The following is a 19,889-nucleotide window of genomic DNA, read 5'->3' on the forward strand; positions in this document are numbered from 1 at the left end:
ATTGTGATGTAGTTTGTTGAGAGCCCATTGATAACCTTACGATTTCTTATGGAAGACAAGAAAGATCCTAACAAGTGGCTTGTGTTGACAACTATTTCTACTCAGATGGTTTTTACCATTTACGTATTTTATTTATTAGGAGATTGGTTGGACGGCAAGTTTCATAGTGATAACCAATTATGGATGAAAATCTGTACCCTTGCTGGGATTGGGATTTCTCTCTACCAGGTCATTAGACAAGTGAATCGATTAAACGATAGATGATAGTATATTTAAAGCAGGCACTTATTTTATTTTTTGTTGCGGTATTGGTATTTGCCCTTCATTTCTTTTTGTTAAAATCTTTTGATGGAATACAAAATCTTGACGATCTACATTTTCCATTGTATGAAATATATGTTTTTCAATTGATTTTATCGATTATTATTATGGCAGGAGTGCGTTATTTTTCGCAGCAATTCCCACCATATGTCGGTTTTATTTTCTTAGGATTATTGACGTTAAAATTTGTCCTAAATTATTTGTATATCCATAGCGGGCTAGCAAAACCACATGCCGATATTTTAAAATATAACTATTTGATCGTTGTCGTTTTATTCCTTTTTTACGATGTTGGATTTGCTTATAAGGCTTTAAACAAATCCTAAGGGAGAAAACGATAGTTTTTTCAAAAAAATGTAATATTAAAGTAGCTTTTGTGCTTTATATGTAGTATTTTCGCAAAAATTTTAAATAACATAATAGTAGTATCGTGAGTCTTAAAAGAACACTTCAATTTTTAGCAGTTATTCTGTTTGCAGTTGCGCCATTTTTAACAAAGGCCAATGAGAATGCACACGGAGAAAAATCGCAGGCTGAGGAAATCAATAGCCATATTGAGCATCACTTACAAGATGATTATTATTTTAGCTTCTTTTCCGACGAAGAGACAGGTAAGCATTTTGGCTTTTCGTTGCCAGTTATTTTGATTGACAATGGCTTGAAAGTTTTTATGGCTTCTGCATTTGATCACGGTAATAAGGTTGCGGAGGTTGATGGTCAATACTATGCATTATACCATGGGAAAATTTATAAGACCGATGCTACTGGTAATATAGCTGGTCATGAATACCGGAAAAATGCCGATGGTAGTTATGTTATGACTGTAAACGAGAATGGAAAGGAAGTGAAAAAGGAATTTGAAACTTCTTATGTTGTCGGTTCTCATGAAATTCATGAAGCTACAGATTTTCATCCGTCTGTAGACATGCCTTTAGATTTTTCGATCACAAAGAGTGTTGTAGGTTTATTTTTGGCTGCGTTTTTAATGTTTTGGGCATTTATAAGTTTGGCTAAAACTTATAAAAAGGGTGCTAACAACTTACCTAAAGGTGTAGGACGTGTATTAGAGCCTTTGGTTATCTATGTGCGTGATGAGATGGCAATTCCAAACATTGGTCATCGTTATAAAGAATTTATGCCCTATTTATTGTCTGTATTTTTCTTGATCTGGATTTTGAACTTGGTTGGTTTGACACCACTAGGCTTTAATGTGACAGGTAACATTACAGTAACATTATGTTTGGCTCTATTTACTTTTTTAATTGTAAATATCAAAGCAAACGCAAACTATTGGAAACATATTTTCTGGATGCCAGGTGTTCCTGTTCCATTTAAATTCGTTTTGGCACCAATTGAAGTGTTGGGGTTGTTTACAAAGCCATTCTCTTTGATGGTTCGTTTGTTTGCAAATATTACAGCTGGTCACACGGTTGTGATGGGATTGATTGCAATTGTTTATTTATTGCAACACCAATTGACAGTAGTGGGTAGTGTCGGTGTTTCCATGTTCTTAACAATCTTCTTGATGGTTATTGAATTATTGGTTGCCTTCTTACAAGCGTTTATTTTTACGATGTTGTCATCCTTGTTTATCGGTATGGCTGTTGAAGAACATCACGATCATTAATTAGCAAATTTTTTAATTATTCAAATCATACATTATGTACAATTTAATTGGAGCCGGTTTAATCGTTATCGGTGCAGGTTTAGGTTTAGGTAAAATTGGTGGTTCTGCAATGGAAGCTATCGCTCGTCAACCAGAAGCAGCATCTAAAATCCAAACTGCAATGATTATCATTGGTGCCTTACTTGAAGGTTTAGCATTCGGTGCTTTATTATTAGGTAAATAGTCACAACGGTTTTATGATATAACCTGCAACGGTTGGTTGCAGGTTATATTATTCCTGAATCTTAAAAAATAAAAATTATCATTATATAGTATAACAATGGATAAATTAATACATTCGTTTTCGTACGGTTTGTTTTTTTGGATGGTCATCGTCCTTGTCGTTATTATCTTTTTATTAGGTAAATACGCTTGGAAACCAATTGTTGATGCCCTAGACGAACGTGAAAAAGGTATTGCAAGTGCTTTGGAGGCAGCTGAAAAAGCTAAATTGGAAATGGCTCGTTTAACAAATGAAAACGAACAATTACTGAAAGAAGCACGCGCAGAACGCGACGTTATCCTTAAGGAGGCAAAAGAGCTTAAAGATAAGATCGTAGCTGAGGCAAAAACTCAGGCGCAAGCTGAAGGTGCAAAAATGATTGCTCAAGCGAAAGAGGAGATCAATGAACAAAAGAACAAAGCTTTGGCTGAGGTGAAGTCTCAGGTTTCTTCTTTGTCTTTGGATATTGCTCGTAAAGTGTTAAACAAAGAATTTGAGGACCAAGGAAAGCAAGAAGCTTTAGTAGCAGATTTGCTTAATGACGTTAAATTGAACTAATCCGGTCACTCAAATTACGAAATAGAATTATGTCAGTATTTAAAGTAGCATCGAGATATGCGAAGGCATTAATTGACTTGGCAGGCGAGCAAGGCTCACTGGAAACAATCAAGACCGATATGGATTCATTCATTGCGGTTTTGAAATCCAGTACCGAATTGCAAGCTGTTTTGGCCAATCCTATTGTCCCTTTGGATAAAAAGAAAAACATATTGGATGCGCTATTTAAAGATAAGATCAATCCAAATATCTTGGCGTTCTTTAAGATCATGATCAATAAAGGTCGTGGCGAAATTGTATATGCCACTGCTCAAGAATTTATTCGTGAGTATAATGAGGTAAAAGGAATTGTGAAAGCTACAGTTACATCTGCAGCACCACTTTCTGAAGCTAATTTGGCGGCGATGAAAGATGTACTTGCAAAGGAAACCAATGCTCAAGTGATATTGGTCAATAAAGTTGATCATCATTTGATCGGTGGTTTTGTGGTCAATATCGGCGATCGCCAGATTGACGCAAGTATTGCTGGTAAGTTGAATAAATTGGAAAGATATTTAAATCAGAATAATTAGTTTTTTTCTGAGATTTGAAGTAAAATAAATCAAAAAACCCCTTATAATAATTAAAATGATAGAGGTAAGACCAGATGAAGTTTCGGCAATTCTAAGAGAGCAATTGTCGGGCTTTAAATCAGAAGCCGAACTAGAGGAAGTGGGTACCGTACTTGCTGTAGGTGACGGTATTGCTCGTATTTACGGCTTAACTAAAGTTCAGTCCGGTGAGTTGGTTGAATTTGATAACGGATTACAAGGTATTGTATTAAACTTGGAAGAAGACAATGTTGGTGTTGTACTTTTAGGCCCTTCTGATGAAATCAAAGAAGGGGATACTATTAAACGTACCAATCGTATTGCATCCATCAAAGTTGGTGAAGGCTTGTTGGGCCGTGTTGTAAATACTCTAGGTCAACCAATCGATGGTAAAGGACCTATTCAAGGTGATTTGTATGAAATGCCGATCGAGCGTAAAGCTCCAGGTGTTATCTACCGTCAACCGGTAACTGAACCATTACAAACAGGTATCAAAGCGATCGATGCGATGATTCCAGTTGGTCGTGGGCAACGTGAGTTGGTTATTGGTGACCGTCAAACAGGTAAAACAGCTGTTTGTATTGATACGATCTTGAATCAGAAAGAATTTTATGATGCAGGGCAACCTGTATTCTGTATCTACGTTGCCGTAGGTCAAAAGAATTCTACCGTTGCGAATATCGTGCGGACATTGGAAGAAAGAGGTGCGATGGCTTATACAGTAGTTGTTGCTGCATCTGCTGCTGATCCTGCTCCACTTCAATTCTATGCGCCAATGGCAGGTGCTGCTATCGGCGAATTTTTCCGTGATACAGGCCGTCCGGCATTGATTGTTTATGATGATTTGTCTAAACAAGCTGTAGCTTACCGTGAGGTTTCATTATTGTTGCGTCGTCCACCGGGCCGCGAAGCCTACCCAGGTGACGTATTTTATCTACACAGCCGTTTGTTGGAGCGTGCAGCGAAAATCAACTCTTCGGATGATATCGCACGCAACATGAACGATTTACCAGAATCAATCAAACATTTGGTGAAAGGTGGTGGTTCATTGACTGCGCTTCCGATCATCGAAACACAAGCGGGTGACGTTTCTGCTTATATCCCAACCAACGTAATTTCAATTACAGATGGTCAGATCTTCTTGGAGTCTAATTTGTTTAATGCAGGTATCCGTCCAGCGATCAACGTAGGTATCTCTGTATCTCGTGTAGGTGGTAACGCACAGATCAAACCGATGAAGAAAGTATCGGGTACTTTAAAGTTAGATCAAGCGCAGTACCGTGAATTGGAAGCTTTTGCTAAGTTTGGTTCTGATTTAGATGCTGCTACAAAAGCTGTGTTAGACAAAGGGGTTCGTAATGTTGAAATCTTAAAACAAGGTCAATACTCTCCAGTTTCCGTAGAGAAACAAGTTGCGATCATATACATCGGAACTAAGGGTTTATTGCGTAATGTTCCTGTAAATAAGGTTAGAGAATTTGAAGAGGAGTTCTTAACACAATTGGAACAACGTCATCCAGAAGTGTTGGCAGCATTTAAAGCTGGTAAGTTCTCTGATGAATTAACTGCAGTATTAGAAACAGTAGCTAAGGATTTAGCATCAAAATATTAATAGTAATGAGTATTTGGTATTGAGTCTATTGACAAGGCTCGATACTCAATACTAGGTACTTAATACTTAAAACAAATATGGCAAATTTAAAAGAAGTAAGAAACCGGATTACCTCCGTATCATCAACGCAGCAGATTACAAAAGCTATGAAGATGGTTTCGGCTGCTAAATTGAAGCGCGCTACTAACGCTATCTTACAATTGCGCCCATATGCGAATAAACTAAGAGATATTTTGGCGGATGTTTCTGCAAGCGTGGAGGGAAGTAATTCTCCGTTTACTGTAGATCGCGAGCCAAATAAGGTGTTGATCGTTGTTGTTTCTTCTAACAGAGGTTTGGCTGGAGCATTCAACGCAAATGTTATCAAAGCAACTAATAACTTGATCGCTAACAAATATGCCGAGCAACATGCAAAAGGAAATTTGAGTATCATTGGTATTGGTAAGAAAGGTTATGATTTCTTTTCGAAGCGTAACTTTAATGTGGTAGCTAATCACTCTGATTTGTTTTCTGATTTAAATTTTGGTGGGGTATCCGTGGTGACTGAATTTATCATGGAACAATTTAAAGAAGGTAATTTTGACCGTGTTGAAGTGGTGTACAACCAGTTTAAAAATGCTGCAGTTCAAGAGCTGACAGCGGAGCAGATTTTACCTTTAATACCACCAGCCGAGGAAGACAAACAACATACGCATAAAGCAAAAATAGAAGCTGAGGTGGATTATATCATCGAGCCTTCCAAAGAGAAGATTATCGAAGAGTTGATTCCTAAAGCAATCAAAATTCAATTATACAAAGCTGTTTTGGATTCAAATGCTTCGGAACATGGAGCACGTATGACAGCGATGGATAAAGCGACAGAAAATGCAGGTGATTTATTAAAATCATTGAAGCTATCGTACAACCAGGCACGTCAAGCAGCAATTACAACAGAATTGACAGAGATCGTATCAGGGGCCGCTGCTTTATCAAACGGATAGTTTTTATTCGGGTGAACACAAAAAAAGGTGCTGATCATATGATCAGCACCTTTTTTTGTGAACTACATTACCATCGAATTAGCGCTGATCCCCATGTAAATCCTGCTCCAAAGGCGGCCAGACAGATAAGATCACCGTTTTTAATTTTTCCTTCTTCCCAAGCCTCGCATAATGCGATCGGAATAGAGGCCGCAGTGGTATTGCCATATTTTTGAATATTGTTGAAAACTTGATCGTCCCTTAATTGAAGTGTTTTCTGTATAAATTGGGAGATGCGGAGGTTGGCTTGATGTGGAATCAGTAAATCGATATCGTTGGTTTTTAAATTATTTTTTTTCAATGCCTCTTGAATTACTTCAGGAAATTTGACAACAGCTTTCTTGAAAACAGCCTGTCCATCCATATTTGGAAATGCAGTCCCGTCTTCGAGCATCTCTTTGGTCATCAATAATCCTCCTAATTCCTGCTCGGGCCATTTGGGCATTTCATCCAGCCATATTCCGCTGGATGCCCCCGGGTAATACATAGCTAGCTTTTCGGCTTCTGCTCCGTCTGAATGTAAATGTGTACTCAGTATACCTTTGCCATCTTCCGCTGTTGGTTGCACAACGACCGCTCCTGCACCATCGCCAAAAATTACGGAAACGGCTCGTCCCCTGGTTGAAAAGTCGAGGGCAAAAGAATGTTTTTCTGAGCCGACGACCAGCACATTTTTATACATACCTGTTTTTACAAATTGGTCGGCTATAGAGAGGGCATATATAAATCCCGAACATTGGTTTCTGACATCCAATGCGCCAACTTCATTCATCCCCATTTCCCTTTGTAATAAAACCGCACAGCCCGGGAAATAATAATCTGGGGATAGTGTTGCGAAGATGATAAAATCAACATCCTGCGGGGTAATTTGGGCACGCTCTATAGCAATTTCAGCCGCTTCGACTCCCATTGTTGTGGTGGTCTCACCGATTCTGTCAGCATATCTACGTTCTTTAATTCCTGTTCGTTCCTGAATCCATTCGTCACTGGTATCCATAAAGCGTGTAAGATCATTATTGGTATAGACGTTTTTTGGAACGTAATAGCCGATTCCGGCAATTTTTGACTGTAACATAATAAATTCTGCTAATTGATTGTATTCTTCCCTTTTATAATGTCGTTAATTTAGAAAAAAATATTCTATTTTTGCAGAATGGGTACCCAAACTGCTGAAGAAACCTTTACGTTAGAAGAGATTTTAGCCTCTGTCAAAGAGTCTAATCGACTCATTTTATGGAATGATGAAACCAATACGTTTGAACATGTGATTCACTGCTTGATTTATCATTTGCAATATACCGAAAAGCAAGCCGAGAAGATTGCCTGGAAAGTACATACTGAAGGAAAATGTGCTGTATTGGAAGGGAGTTATACGGAGATGGAAATTTATCGCAAAATTTTGAAAGCCGAAGGATTAACTGTCTCTGTAGAGTAACTTGCCATTCTTTTGTTACCGTAATAATATGGTTACGCTTCTATTTTGTCTATAAGTTTTAGTTTTCTTTGTAGATCATAACTATAAACTAAGCTGAAGCTCTCATGTTGTTTAACGCTAAATCGTTTAAATCTTTTTTATTTTTATTGTTTTTACCTGTTTTTCTTTTTGCTCAAACGGGTCAAATTAAAGCTATTTTGGTTGATAGCGCAACTGCTAAGCCTATATTATCCGCGAGTGCCACACTCCTGGATGCGAAAAATAATACCGTTGTGAAAGGTGGACAGTCTGTAGACCAGGGATTTCTCTTGTTATCTGATATTAAACCCGGTAAATACAATATACGTTTTTCCTATGTCGGCTATGAAGCAAAATCTATTGATGCTGTAGAGGTCTTAGGAGGAAAGAGTAAAGATTTAGGCCGAATTGCTTTGAAGTCCATAGGTAATATCTTGAATGAAGTGGTTGTTGAAGGTAGGGTTCCAGCCATGCAAATTGGTATAGACCGTAAAACGTTCAATGTAGGTGAGAGTTTGGTAAGTGCTGGCGGAACTGCAACTGATGTATTAGCTAATGTCCCAACCCTACAGGTTGATCAGGACGGATCTGTCAGTTTGCGTGGGTCGAGTAGCGTGAAAATTTTAATCGATGGCCGAGAGTCCGCTTTAGCCGGAAGTGATGTGACTTCGTTGCTTCAAAGCCTACCTGCTAATTCAATCGATAAAGTTGAGGTCATTACCAATCCTTCTTCCAAATACGACGCTGAGGGACAGACTGGGATCATCAATATTGTTTTAAAGAAGAATATCAGAACCGGATTAAATGGTTCTATCAATACTTCTGCCGGGTCTTATGATAACTACATGGCAGGACTGACCTTGAATTATAGGGATAAAAAGTTTAATTATTTTGGATCTTATAATTTCAACAAACGCCATATGGTTGGAAGCGGTGCCGTTGATAATATCTTTAAAAATAACAATAGCCAGATATCAAATAATTCGGAATCATCAAGAAAAGGTAATAGTCATACGATAAAAGCTGGAGTGGACTATAGTCTTTCTGATAAAACATCCTTGAGCCTTTCTGGTAATGTGAGCATAAGGGATAATAACCGTGGTGAGGACTTATGGTACCATTATTTTAATCACCCAACCTTATCCGGCACGAGCACTAGAACTTCTCGCCAACTCGAGGATGATCTGGGCTATGAATTTACAATGGATTTTAGACATCAATTTAAGAGATCTGGTGAAGAACTGACCGCTAATGCCAGCTATGGCCGCGATAAGGAAGATGGCACAAATGTTTTTTTACAGGAGTTTACCTCTGGAACACCTAGTACAGGCCGAAATAATGTCAGTTCGGAAGACGGTAAAAATATCAATATACAAGCGGATTATGTGCTCCCTTTTTCAGAAGAGAGTAAATTTGAAGCAGGTTATCGTTCGCAAATCAGAAAGTCATTTGATACTCAATTCTCGGATACGTTGTCGGTAGCAAATGGTAGCTATCTGCCAGACTATGGCATCAGCAATGATTTTGATTTTACGTCTACTGTTCATGCCTTATATGCCAACTACCAAGGGAAACTATCGGATAGAATAGGTTATCAAGTAGGTTTGCGTGCTGAGCAATTCAACCTAAATTCTACTTACTTTTCAAAAGATCCAACTGTTATTGACAAGGAAACTAAGGCCAGTCAAGACTTCTTTCGTCTATATCCAACCTTATTTTTAACATACAATGTTGGTGATGAAGGTGATAAAATTCAATTCAGTTATTCTAGAAGAGTTCAGCGAGCGAGAGGTTGGCAAGTCAATCCATTCTTGAATGTTTCAGATGACATGAACAGACGGCAGGGGAATCCCAATCTGAAGCCTGAAGATGTTCACGGCTTTGAGCTGAGTTTTGCCAAAACCTTCGGTAAGGTGAATTTGATTTCTTCTGCGTACTTCAATCATACCAATGAGGTGATGCAGCCTTATGTTTATTTTGTGGACACCTTGAGCAGTGTGACCTACAGCCGATGGGAGAACTTGACAAGTAGAAATCTCTCCGGATTTGAATTTATCTCTAAAGTCAATGCGACTAAGGATTTTGATTTTACATTCAATCTTAATCTGATCAATATCAATTTTAAGGCTAATGAGGCTTATAATGTTAAAGCATCCAATGGTTTTGCATACAATACCAATTTAACGGCTAATTACCGTTTTACGCCAACGTTTTCCGCTCAAGTTCGTGGTGAATATAACTCTTCGCGGGTGATGGCACAAGGAAAGATGAACGCTATGAAAGGTGTTGATGTTGCATTGAAAAAAGATGTGCTAAATAAGAAGGCATCTATTATGTTCAATGTTAGAGATGTATTTAATACACGGAAAATGCAGGGCTTTACTGAGACACCACAATTGAGTTCTAATTTTGAACACCGTTGGATGAAGAGAATGTTTACTTTGTCGCTTTCCTACCGGTTTGGTAGCCAAGATTTAAACAAATCAAAGAAGAAGGTGTCAAACACAAATGAATTAGGGGAAGGAGAGGAATATTAAAAAATATTGCTCTTTGTAATCCCAAATGCTTAAATTTAATTTTAAAACAAACCTAAAACTAAAAAGAATGAAGGTATTAAAAACAGTTCTTGCGGTATCGGTGATTGCTTTTTCAGCACACTTAAATACTGCCATAGGGCAGGCAAAGAAAGAAGTTCCTGCTTACAAAATCTTAGATTTACCACGTGTAGATATCAAGAAATTTAAAAAAAATAAGGCTGGAGCTTATGTTATTTTTGATGGTACTTCTATGGACGGCTGGAGAGGCTATGATAAGACTGTCGTTCCTAAACGATGGGTGATTAATGAAGGTGCAATCAAATTTGATAGCCAAGCTAATCTTGGAAAGGAAGATGGGGGAGATTTAATTTTTGCTCATGATTTCAAAAATTTCGAATTAGAAATGGAATGGAAAGTTGCCAAAGGAGCAAATTCGGGAATTTTCTTTTTAGCCAAGGAGGTTGAGGGACAACCGATATATATATCGTCTCCAGAATGTCAGGTTTTAGACAATGAAAACCATCCTGATGCAAAAATGGGTGTTGACGGAAACCGAAAATCGACATCACTATATGATATGATCCCGGCCAAACCACAGAATGGTAAACCATATGGCGAGTGGAATAAGGTTAAGATCAGAGTCAATAATGGAAAGGTAGAGCATTTTCAGAATGGTGTAAAAGTTGTAGAGTATACATTGTGGGATAAGTCTTGGATTGATTTATTGCAAAAGAGTAAATTCAGTGAAGAAAAGTGGCCTTTGGCTTTTGAATTGTTGAGCAATGTTGGTGGCGATAGTAAGTCAGGGCTTATTGGTCTCCAAGACCATGGAAACGATGTATGGTTTAAGAATATTACCGTAAAGGTATTAAAATAAAAAAAGCAGCTTTAAGCTGCTTTTTTTATTTATTATAGTATCGATTGTAATTCTTTTAAATCGATAATCATATGGTCGACATCCTCGGGCTTTTCGGCGCTAGTAGGGTTAAAGAAAATGGCGTCCATCCCAGCATTTACTGCACCACGGATATCGGCATCAAGGTTATCTCCAATCATCAATGACAGCTGAGGTTGCGCAAAGGCTGTCGCCATGGCAAATTCAAATATTCGAGGATCCGGTTTGTTTACGCCGACTACCTCTGAAATAAAAATATGTTTGAAATATTTTCTTAAGTCGCTTTTTTCCAATTTTGTTTCACACGCTTCTTTAAAACCATTGGATATTAAGTGAAGATTATATCTGTCACTTAAATAGGTCAGCGTTTCATGAGCATTGGGGAACAGATTTGTTTTTTGGGGACAGATGGCGAGATATTCTAATTCGAATTCCTCAGGAAACAATTCTGGATCCACACCGAGTTCTGTAAAGGTATCGGCAAACCGTGCTGTCCTGAGTTCGGGTTTTGAGATCTTTCCGTGATGATAAAGTCCCCAAAGCCGATGATTGTTGATCGTATAAGTTTCTATAAAACGGGTGGACGACTCTTGATTAAACAAGCGATCAAACTTGTATTTAAAATATAACTCGTGAAGACTTTCTTCGGCATTTTTATCAAAATCCCAAATCGTATGATCCAGATCGAAGAAAATGTCTTTTTTTCCCTGATTAAACATATGCAAAACTAAAATAAAATCGTCTGAAATACGAAAGAGTATCCGTTATTTGATTGTTAAATTGGTAGAAAGCATGTTGCAGTGAAGATATATCAGGGGTATTGTAATGAATTATTAATGTTGCGACTCCGTTAATTTTCTTCTTTGTGTCATAATCCTTCGGATATTTCCGAATACCTAGTTGAATACCTATTTTTGTCCCATGAAGAAAGCGCTGTTACTCTTTTATTTTCTATTGTTTTATGCGGTTATGCAATTGATCTGGTGGGGGGTGATGTTCGTTCGATTTGACCCCAGTAAGCAGAACATGATCATTGGAGAAGGGATTTTCTTCCTAATTATCTTCCTATGGGGAGCATGGCGACTAAAACGACTGGTGGAAAGAGAACAGAAATTATTGCAGCAACAGCAAAACTTTCTTTTAGCCATTACACATGAACTGAAATCACCCTTGGCTTCTGTCAAACTGTATATTCAAACGATTTTGAGGCGCGATTTGGATAAGGAACAACAGCAGACATTCTTGCGTAATTCACTAAAGGATATCGAGCGTTTGGATGATTTAGTGGAAAATGTGCTAATGACCACCAAATTGGATAGCCGCAATTATAGTATGCCGAAAGAGGATTTTAATTTTACTTCTTTGGTAGAACAGATCGTTGACAGGCTGCAAAAGAATTCGTGTAGTTCACAAGTTTTGAAACCTTATTTGGAAGCGGATATTATTATTCATGCTGATAAGTTTGCGATTAGTAATGTGGTGACTAACCTTATTGAAAATGCTATTAAGTATTCACCCGCATGTGCTATGGTGGATGTGAAATTATATACGGAGAATAGTAAAATAATTTTTTCTGTTGCTGACCATGGTATTGGTATCAGCGATGAAGAGAAAAAGCTTATCTTTAATAAGTTTTATCGGGTGGGCAGTGAAGCTACACGGAAAACCAAAGGCACAGGTTTGGGGTTATATATCGTGAAAACCGTGTTGCAGAAACACGACGCGACCATTAAAGTTAAAGATAACACTCCTAAAGGGAGTATTTTTGAAGTAACATTTGAAAGAAATGCAAAGTAAACAAAGAATATTACTTGTCGAAGATGAAGAACACTTGTTAGAAGCTATCAAGTTGAATCTCGAAATGGAAGGTTACCGTGTCACTACGGCTACCGATGGAAAAAAAGCACTAAAAGTCTTCAAGGAGGAGCGTTTCAACTTGGTTGTCTTGGATGTGATGATTCCGGAAATTGATGGATTTCAAGTTGCTGAAACTATTCGACTGCAAAATACAGAAGTTCCAATTATGTTTTTAACTGCCAAAAATAGCAGTGAGGATCGGATTACCGGTCTTAAGAAAGGAGCAGATGACTATTTGGTGAAACCTTTCAACTTAGAAGAGTTGATTCTGCGTGTTGGAAATCTAGTTCGCCGTGGCATGAAGCCTGATGATCTCAAAGAACTAAATTCTTATCAAATAGGAGATAAAACGATCTATTTCAATTCGTACGAACTGCATCATGCGGATGGTACGATAACTTCTTTGACAAAAAAGGAAACGATGTTGTTAAAGCTGTTGATTGAAAGACGTAATGAGGCGGTATCGAGGGAGCAAATATTGGAGACCGTGTGGAACTATGATGTTTACCCATCTACACGGACGATCGATAATTTTATCCTGACCTTCCGGAAATATTTCGAGCCGGATCAAAAACACCCAATTTACTTTCATTCTATCCGCGGTGTTGGTTATAAGTTTACCGACAATTATGCCTAGGTAATAAGAGATGATGACAATTAAGGCTAGGATAGCCGTTATTTTTATCGCCGCGTTATTTTTGGGCTATGGCATATATCAAGGTCATTATCAGACTGCTGTACTGATAGCTGGTGGAATAGGCTATTTGATTTGGAGCCATTTCAGAGAAGGGTCTGTTTTTTTGGCTACACAGGCTTTTCATAGACAAGATTATGAGAAAGCAAAAAAATTGTTGGCTGAAATTAAGAACCCCGACGCGCTGCGGAAAGGTAGACGTAATTTCTATGAATTTATGATGGGAAATATTGCGCTGAAAGAAGAACGTGTTGATGAGGCGGAATATCATTTCCAGTTAGCATCACGTCTGCCTTGGAAAAAAGATAATGAAAAGGGCATGGTTATGATTAATCTAGCAAACATAGCACTTCGAAAGTTTGATTACCAAAGAGCCAGAGCGTATGCAGATGTGGCCAATAAATTGCATCTGACGGCTAGACAGAACAGTATTATTACAAAAATAGAAAACGAAATTTCAAAACATTTATAGTGAGTACTATTTTACAAAACGACTTATTGATTAGGGCTGCATTCTCGCAGCAGACAGAGAGACCTCCTGTGTGGATGATGCGCCAAGCTGGGCGCTTTATGAAAGAATATTGGGATATCAAGAATAAATATTCCTTTCTGGAAATGTGCAAAACACCCGAAATCGCCGCTGATGTCACTATGCTTCCAGTTGATTTATTGGGTATTGACGCTGCTATTTTATTTTCCGATATTTTAGTAACCGCCGAAGCAATGGGCGGCGATCTTTCTTTTGAACAAGGTGTAGGACCTCGTTTTTCTAATCCTATTCGTTCTGTAAAGGATGCCGAAGCTTTATCCGTTAACTGTTTGGATAGATTGCAATATGTAGCTGATGCCATAAAGGTGATTCAGCAACGTCTTGATAGGCGTATTCCTTTGATTGGATTTGCAGGAGCACCGTTCACAATTTTAAGTTATTTGGTCGAAGGTGGATCTTCAAAAGATTTTAAGTTAACAAAATTGATGTTGAATAATCAGCCGGAGCTGGCCCATATGATTCTTCAAAAGATCGCCGATGTTACTGTTGACTATCTGAACATGCAGATCGAAGCTGGTGTTAATGCGATTCAATTATTTGATAGTTGGGCTTTAGCCTTATCATGGAATGATTACCGTGATTTCTCACATTATTATAATAAACAGATTATTTCAAGATTAAACCGTCAAGACATTCCAGTTATTTCATTTTGCAAGGGATCGTCTGTTTTTGCACCGATGATGGTCGAAGCGCAGCCTGATGTGATATCTATTGATTGGAATGCAGATTTAAAAAATATAAAACAATCCCTACCACAGGGGATCGCTGTACAAGGAAATTTAGATCCATTTGTTTTGTATGCTGATAAGGCTGTAATCAAAAGGAAGATTACAGAACTCTTTGAACGTATGCGAGGTGAAAATGGGTTTATCTTTAACTTGGGGCATGGTATAATGCCAGATATTCCATTTGACAATGTAAAATATGCCATTGAAGTAGTGAAAGAATTTCGCTATTAATTGTGGTCTCTTAAAATATACAGAACGACTTGCGAAAGCAAGTCGTTTTTTTGTACCAGGTCGGAAACTGATGATATTCGACTTTTGTATATTGGATGTAAGATTTATACAAATCATAGTTGCTGGTGACAATTGCTCCTAACTTTTCTTAATTTTGTAATTATGATCTATTTGTATGCAAAAGCTGTTCACATTATCTTTGTAGTGTGTTGGATGGCTGGATTGTTCTATATTGTCCGACTATTCATCTACCATACGGAAGCTAAATCTAGGCCTGCGGAAGAATATGGCATTTTGCATAGGCAGTTTACTGTAATGGAAAGCAAATTGTGGTGGATTATAACCACTCCAGCAATGTACCTCACTGTAGTCGCAGCACTTGTTATGCTTTATATGAATCCGGGTTTGCTGAAGATGGGCTGGATGCATGTTAAGCTCACTTTCGTTTTAGGATTGATATTTTATCATTTCTCCTGCCAGCGGATTATGTTTCAATTACAAAGTGAGTCTTCCAATTGGTCTTCGACAAAATTGAGGCTATGGAACGAACTCGCTACAGTTTTACTATTCGCGATTGTTTTTACAGTAGTTTTAAAATCGGCCTTGAATTGGATATTTGGCGTTTTGGGACTGTTAATTTTATCGATTGCGCTGATGATGGCTGTAAAGCTTTATAAAAAATATCGGAACAAGAGTGTTGAGCGAAAACGTTAAATTCTATGCTTTCTTAATCCTTTGTGATTCTTTATAGTCGAAAGATTATAAATAGAATAGGATTATGTATAGAAAAATTCTAAGTATGTTCTTGTTGCTTATTGTAGCAGCAGCTGGTTTTGCGCAACGATACAGACCTTTGGGTGGTACATTAAATATCTACTCTACAGATGTACCCTTTTTTCTGTATATTAATGACATTTTGTATAATAATAGAGCTTCAAGGGGTGTCAAAGTATCTCATTTGAAGAATAGACGTTATGATTTGCGTATCGTGTTTGCCGATCGGCAGCACCGCACATTAAATGGTTCCGGAATACAACTTGTCGATAGAAATGGGCAATTCATGGACGTTGTGTTTTCTGTTAGTAACAGAAGAGGAAATAAGGGGATTATTTTAGAATCCATGAATCCTATTGATCGTTATGGCAATGGTAATTATCGTAACGACTTACTTTATGATAATCACGATAGAAATAAGGATGAGCAGTATGATGAGCCATATAGCCAATTGGAAAGTCGTGGTGATTCACCGGCCTATAATCGGAATGGCTATGATCATGATAGGAGCAATAATCAATACAGGCAGCCAGAGGAATCCGAAATTTATCGTAATGGTATAGATCGTCCTCATGGAAATGCTAAAGATGAAGGAAATGGTCAACTGGATAAAGAAGTATTCCTTAAAACAGATTCTAACCGATTGAATGACCTGTTGAATCAGAAAGAAAATGATCAGGATAAACTCGCGTTAGCTGCTCAGGAGTTACAAAACATGCAACTTCGTGTTTCTGAAATTGCCGATTTAATGGAATTGTTTATACGGGATGATAATAAGCTAACCTTTGCTAAATATGCTTATCCAACTTGTGTGGACAAACAGAATTATGAGAAAGTAGGGGATGCCTTATCATTTAGCTCAACCCGGGAAAAGCTTCTAGATTTTCTAAAGAAATAAAAAAGGAGCAATTTGCTCCTTTTTTATTCTCCGCCGAAGCAGATATATTTTAATTCCATATATTCATCTAAGCCATGTTTTGATCCTTCTCGACCAACTCCTGATTGTTTTACCCCACCAAAAGGTGCGGCTGCATTTGAAATAAGACCGGTATTGACACCTACCATGCCGGCTTCAAGTTGCTCAGCTACCCGGAAACAGCGATTGATATTTGTACTATAAAAATAGGAGGCGAGACCAAATTCAGTATTGTTGGCCATCGCTATGCCATCTTCTTCTGTTTTAAAGCTGAAAAGGGCGCAGATTGGGCCAAAGGTCTCCTCCCTAAATATAAGTGCTTCTTTTGGAATGTTCGTCAGAACAGTAGGCTGGAAAAATAGGCCTTTGATTACGTTACCTCCAGCAGCCAATTCGGCACCGTGATTTAAGGCATCTTGTACATGATGTTGTACTTTTTCTAAGCCTTTCGCATTAATAAGTGGGCCGACCTGGACACCTTTATCAAGCCCATTACCAACCTTTAGTTTACTAACGGCCTGGGTAAGTTTCATCGAAAACTCATCGTAAACATCTTCTTGAACAAGAAATCTATTAATTGATACACATGTCTGTCCGGAATTTCTAAATTTACCAGCGATAGCACCTTCAACAGCTGCATCAATATCGGCATCGTTAAAAACTAGGAATGGGGCATTACCGCCAAGCTCCATTGATACTTTTTTGATGTTCGAGGCTGATTGTTCTATAAGTGTTTTTCCTACTTCGGTAGATCCTGTGAAAGAAAGCTTTCTCACCAGATCGTTCGTCGCTAACTCTCTTCCTATTCCGCTGCTATCTCTTCCTGTAATGATATTAAGCACCCCCTTGGGAACGCCTGCCTCTTCAGCAAGTTTCGCTAGTGCGATCGCTGAAAACGGGGTCTGTGAAGCTGGTTTGAGTACCACTGTACAACCAGCGGCCAATGCAGGAGCTACTTTTCGGGTCACCATCGCTATGGGAAAATTCCAGGGTGTAATTGCCGCGACTACACCTACACCTTGTTTAATTGTCATCATCCTGCTACCTTTCTTCTGGGAAGGTATCGTTTCACCATAGGCTCTCTTTCCTTCTTCTGAAAACCACGCTACAAAAGAACTACCATAATCCACTTCTACCATAGATTCACTTAGTGGTTTCCCACTTTCCAAAGTCATGATTTCTGCAAGATCGTCCTTATGCTCTTGAATAAGATTGTACCATTTACGGAGGATATCGGAACGTTCCACTACAGTTGTGTTTTTCCAGCTTTTCCACGCTTTGTCAGCAAAATCTATCGCTTTACTGCAATCGGCCACTTTCAAATCGGGTAATGAAGCGATAACTTTTCCTGTAGCAGGATTTATCACGTCAAAAGTGTGTTTTGATGTAATAAATTTCCCATTGATATAAGCACTCTCAATTAAAAGTTTATTTTTCATCGATGTAAATTTTATTGTTACAAGTATAGTTTGAACACCTCAAATTGAAATTCTGTTCAATAATTTATTTCTCGTTCAAATGAACCTTTCTCTTTCAGCTTTTGAAGGTGTCTTACAAGACTCATTTTTTCCAAACCATTGATAACGGTTTTTAGCAAAATAGTCATAAAGCGCATCTCTCCATGCAATGGGTAAAATCTTCAGTAAATAACATATGGTGTAGGGGAAACCCAATTGCTTAATGATTTTGAGAACAGCTTCACTTTTGATAAAGCTGCCTTCAGGAGATAAATAAACGATTGAATCAATGTTTTTAGGAATATTTTTCAGCGTGGCCCTACTAAATTCGGACTGCAGGGAACTAAATAAGAATTTTTTATTACGATCTATTCTTAACAGTTTTTGAACAAAGCGATTACAAATCAAGCAATCCCCATCAAAAAAGATGATATGTTTTCTTTGTTGTTCCATATGATGAAGTTACTGCTATTTATTGAGAGTACTGCCATGAAAGGATCATAAAAAAGGAAGGAGTTACTATGGCGGGGGGCATATGAGTGAAAAAAGCGGTGCTTTTTGAGACACCGCTTTTTCGAAATCGTTCTTATAAATTTTTCATGATCGTATGACCCATACGATCCCGTTTGGTTTTTAGATATTCTTCGTTAAATGGATTTGCCGTTATTTCAATAGGTACATTTTCTACAATTTCAAGACCATAGCCCACCAAACCAGCACGTTTCGTAGGATTGTTTGACATGAGGCGCATTTTTGTGACCCCCAGATTTCTTAGGATCTGTGCACCTACGCCGTAGTCTCTTAAATCTGCCTTAAATCCTAATTGTACATTGGCATCTACTGTGTCTAATCCATTTTCTTGCAACTTGTATGCGTGTAGTTTATTGATCAGTCCAATACCTCGTCCTTCTTGATTCATGTACACGATGACACCTTTACCTTCCTGCTGGATCATTTCCATTGCTTTGTGCAGCTGAGGGCCACAATCGCATCGGCAAGACCCAAAAATATCTCCTGTAACACAAGAACTATGCACACGAACTAAAATAGGCTCGTCTTCATTCCAGTCACCTTTGTAAAGAGCTAAATGCTGTTCGCCAGTATCTTTCTGCGTAAAAGCTTTCATTTTAAAATCACCATATTGTGTTGGCATATTAACGGTGACTTCTTCATTGATTAAAGAGTCGTGTTTAAGGCGGTACTCGATCAGATCTTCAATACTTACGATCTTTAAATCGAATTTTTTAGCAACATCCATGAGCTCGGGCAGCCTAGCCATTTCACCGTCCTCTTTTAAAATCTCAACCAATACACCTGCAGGTTCAAATCCTGCTAATCGAGCCAGGTCAACCGTAGCCTCAGTATGACCAGTACGACGTAGCACGCCGCCATCTTTTGCTATTAAGGGGAAAATATGACCTGGTCTACCTAATTCTTCGTAGTGAATATTAGGATCAATCATTGCTTTAATTGTTTTCGAACGGTCTGACGCAGAAATTCCTGTTGTACAGCCATATCCCTGAAGGTCAATGGAAACAGTAAAGTTCGTTTCATATACCGCTGTATTCTGCCCCACCATGAGATCAAGGTGTAATGCATCTGCTCTTTCTTTCGTTATCGGAGCACATACCAATCCACGCCCGTGAGTGGCCATAAAGTTTATGATTTCAGGAGTGGCATTGCGAGCAGCAGTGACAAAGTCTCCTTCATTTTCGCGGTCTTCGTCATCCACTACGATTACTACTTTTCCTGCTTGTATATCAGCGATCGCTTCTTCGATCGTGTTTAATTTGAAATCCATTTATTGA

General features: G+C 38.3%; 22 protein-coding genes. 17 read left to right on the forward strand and 5 right to left on the reverse strand.

Annotated elements, in window-relative coordinates:
* The first annotated feature begins 48 nt into the window (after positions 1 to 48).
* From J2X77_RS23810 to atpG, 8 genes are all read left to right on the forward strand, one after another.
* Entirely contained in the window at positions 49 to 264 is a 216-nt protein-coding gene (locus J2X77_RS23810; protein WP_209581368.1) for an AtpZ/AtpI family protein, read from the forward strand.
* A complete protein-coding gene (locus J2X77_RS21355; protein WP_209581370.1) occupies positions 261 to 647 on the forward strand; it encodes a hypothetical protein in 387 nt (128 codons plus the stop codon). Before J2X77_RS23810 ends, J2X77_RS21355 begins: the two co-directional genes overlap by 4 nt.
* Positions 648 to 751: 104 nt before the next feature.
* Complete coding sequence (atpB, locus tag J2X77_RS21360) at positions 752 to 1,948, forward strand: F0F1 ATP synthase subunit A (RefSeq protein WP_310082392.1); 1,197 nt, start codon at positions 752 to 754, stop codon at positions 1,946 to 1,948.
* Between the two features lie 34 nt (positions 1,949 to 1,982).
* Positions 1,983 to 2,171, forward strand: a complete 189-nt coding sequence (gene atpE, locus J2X77_RS21365; RefSeq protein WP_021188666.1) for an ATP synthase F0 subunit C — start codon at positions 1,983 to 1,985, stop codon at positions 2,169 to 2,171.
* A gap of 96 nt (positions 2,172 to 2,267) precedes the next feature.
* Positions 2,268 to 2,768 carry a F0F1 ATP synthase subunit B gene (locus J2X77_RS21370; RefSeq protein WP_209581373.1) on the forward strand — a complete coding sequence of 167 codons (501 nt, stop codon included), beginning with the start codon at positions 2,268 to 2,270 and terminating at the stop codon, positions 2,766 to 2,768.
* Between the two features lie 29 nt (positions 2,769 to 2,797).
* On the forward strand, positions 2,798 to 3,340 hold the full coding sequence (locus tag J2X77_RS21375; protein WP_209581382.1) for a F0F1 ATP synthase subunit delta: 543 nt from the start codon (positions 2,798 to 2,800) through the stop codon (positions 3,338 to 3,340).
* 55 nt (positions 3,341 to 3,395) lie between these two features.
* Entirely contained in the window at positions 3,396 to 4,970 is a 1,575-nt protein-coding gene (gene atpA / locus J2X77_RS21380) for a F0F1 ATP synthase subunit alpha (protein ID WP_209581384.1), read from the forward strand.
* Positions 4,971 to 5,047: 77 nt separating this feature from the next.
* Complete coding sequence (atpG, locus tag J2X77_RS21385; protein ID WP_209581387.1) at positions 5,048 to 5,950, forward strand: ATP synthase F1 subunit gamma; 903 nt, start codon at positions 5,048 to 5,050, stop codon at positions 5,948 to 5,950.
* A 67-nt stretch (positions 5,951 to 6,017) separates the two neighbouring features.
* On the opposite strand, the gene J2X77_RS21390 is transcribed toward atpG, so the two are convergent.
* A complete protein-coding gene (locus tag J2X77_RS21390) occupies positions 6,018 to 7,064 on the reverse strand; it encodes a beta-ketoacyl-ACP synthase III (RefSeq protein WP_310082412.1) in 1,047 nt (348 codons plus the stop codon).
* A gap of 78 nt (positions 7,065 to 7,142) precedes the next feature.
* Between J2X77_RS21390 and J2X77_RS21395 the strand changes: the two genes are divergently transcribed.
* The 3 genes from J2X77_RS21395 to J2X77_RS21405 all read left to right on the forward strand — a co-directional run bounded on the left by J2X77_RS21395 (position 7,143) and on the right by J2X77_RS21405 (position 10,856).
* A complete protein-coding gene (locus tag J2X77_RS21395; RefSeq protein WP_209581393.1) occupies positions 7,143 to 7,424 on the forward strand; it encodes an ATP-dependent Clp protease adaptor ClpS in 282 nt (93 codons plus the stop codon).
* A 104-nt stretch (positions 7,425 to 7,528) separates the two neighbouring features.
* Positions 7,529 to 9,979 (forward strand): TonB-dependent receptor domain-containing protein, encoded by a 2,451-nt coding sequence (locus tag J2X77_RS21400; protein WP_310082414.1) that lies wholly within the window; start codon positions 7,529 to 7,531, stop codon positions 9,977 to 9,979.
* A gap of 67 nt (positions 9,980 to 10,046) precedes the next feature.
* The gene (locus J2X77_RS21405) at positions 10,047 to 10,856 is read left to right on the forward strand and encodes a DUF1080 domain-containing protein (RefSeq protein WP_310082417.1); all 810 of its coding nucleotides are present in this window, start codon (positions 10,047 to 10,049) and stop codon (positions 10,854 to 10,856) included.
* 32 nt (positions 10,857 to 10,888) lie between these two features.
* On the opposite strand, the gene J2X77_RS21410 is transcribed toward J2X77_RS21405, so the two are convergent.
* Positions 10,889 to 11,593 (reverse strand): YjjG family noncanonical pyrimidine nucleotidase, encoded by a 705-nt coding sequence (locus tag J2X77_RS21410; protein WP_310082419.1) that lies wholly within the window; start codon positions 11,591 to 11,593, stop codon positions 10,889 to 10,891.
* A 202-nt stretch (positions 11,594 to 11,795) separates the two neighbouring features.
* Between J2X77_RS21410 and J2X77_RS21415 the strand changes: the two genes are divergently transcribed.
* The 6 genes from J2X77_RS21415 (at position 11,796) to J2X77_RS21440 (ending at position 16,606) form a co-directional block, all read left to right on the forward strand.
* On the forward strand, positions 11,796 to 12,671 hold the full coding sequence (locus tag J2X77_RS21415) for a cell wall metabolism sensor histidine kinase WalK (RefSeq protein WP_209581404.1): 876 nt from the start codon (positions 11,796 to 11,798) through the stop codon (positions 12,669 to 12,671).
* A complete protein-coding gene (locus J2X77_RS21420; protein WP_310082421.1) occupies positions 12,661 to 13,368 on the forward strand; it encodes a response regulator transcription factor in 708 nt (235 codons plus the stop codon). The genes J2X77_RS21415 and J2X77_RS21420 overlap by 11 nt, the downstream gene beginning before the upstream one ends.
* Before the next feature lie 10 nt (positions 13,369 to 13,378).
* The gene (locus J2X77_RS21425) at positions 13,379 to 13,897 is read left to right on the forward strand and encodes a hypothetical protein (RefSeq protein WP_293881477.1); all 519 of its coding nucleotides are present in this window, start codon (positions 13,379 to 13,381) and stop codon (positions 13,895 to 13,897) included.
* The gene (gene hemE / locus J2X77_RS21430; protein ID WP_310082424.1) at positions 13,897 to 14,934 is read left to right on the forward strand and encodes a uroporphyrinogen decarboxylase; all 1,038 of its coding nucleotides are present in this window, start codon (positions 13,897 to 13,899) and stop codon (positions 14,932 to 14,934) included. The genes J2X77_RS21425 and hemE overlap by 1 nt, the downstream gene beginning before the upstream one ends.
* Before the next feature lie 162 nt (positions 14,935 to 15,096).
* Complete coding sequence (gene hemJ / locus J2X77_RS21435) at positions 15,097 to 15,648, forward strand: protoporphyrinogen oxidase HemJ (RefSeq protein ID WP_310082426.1); 552 nt, start codon at positions 15,097 to 15,099, stop codon at positions 15,646 to 15,648.
* A 64-nt stretch (positions 15,649 to 15,712) separates the two neighbouring features.
* Complete coding sequence (locus tag J2X77_RS21440) at positions 15,713 to 16,606, forward strand: DUF4476 domain-containing protein (RefSeq protein ID WP_310082428.1); 894 nt, start codon at positions 15,713 to 15,715, stop codon at positions 16,604 to 16,606.
* Positions 16,607 to 16,629: 23 nt separating this feature from the next.
* Here J2X77_RS21440 and J2X77_RS21445 read toward each other — a convergent pair whose 3' ends face one another.
* The 3 genes from J2X77_RS21445 to J2X77_RS21455 all read right to left on the reverse strand — a co-directional run bounded on the left by J2X77_RS21445 (position 16,630) and on the right by J2X77_RS21455 (position 19,882).
* Positions 16,630 to 18,063 carry an NAD-dependent succinate-semialdehyde dehydrogenase gene (locus J2X77_RS21445; RefSeq protein ID WP_310082429.1) on the reverse strand — a complete coding sequence of 478 codons (1,434 nt, stop codon included), beginning with the start codon at positions 18,061 to 18,063 and terminating at the stop codon, positions 16,630 to 16,632.
* A gap of 75 nt (positions 18,064 to 18,138) precedes the next feature.
* Positions 18,139 to 18,534 (reverse strand): DCC1-like thiol-disulfide oxidoreductase family protein, encoded by a 396-nt coding sequence (locus J2X77_RS21450; RefSeq protein ID WP_310082431.1) that lies wholly within the window; start codon positions 18,532 to 18,534, stop codon positions 18,139 to 18,141.
* Positions 18,535 to 18,667: 133 nt separating this feature from the next.
* On the reverse strand, positions 18,668 to 19,882 hold the full coding sequence (locus J2X77_RS21455; RefSeq protein ID WP_293881844.1) for a bifunctional 3,4-dihydroxy-2-butanone-4-phosphate synthase/GTP cyclohydrolase II: 1,215 nt from the start codon (positions 19,880 to 19,882) through the stop codon (positions 18,668 to 18,670).
* Positions 19,883 to 19,889 lie beyond the last annotated feature (7 nt).

Origin of the sequence: Sphingobacterium sp. 2149 (assembly GCF_031455655.1) — a bacterium.
In the GTDB taxonomy this organism is placed as follows: Bacteria; Bacteroidota; Bacteroidia; order Sphingobacteriales; family Sphingobacteriaceae; genus Sphingobacterium.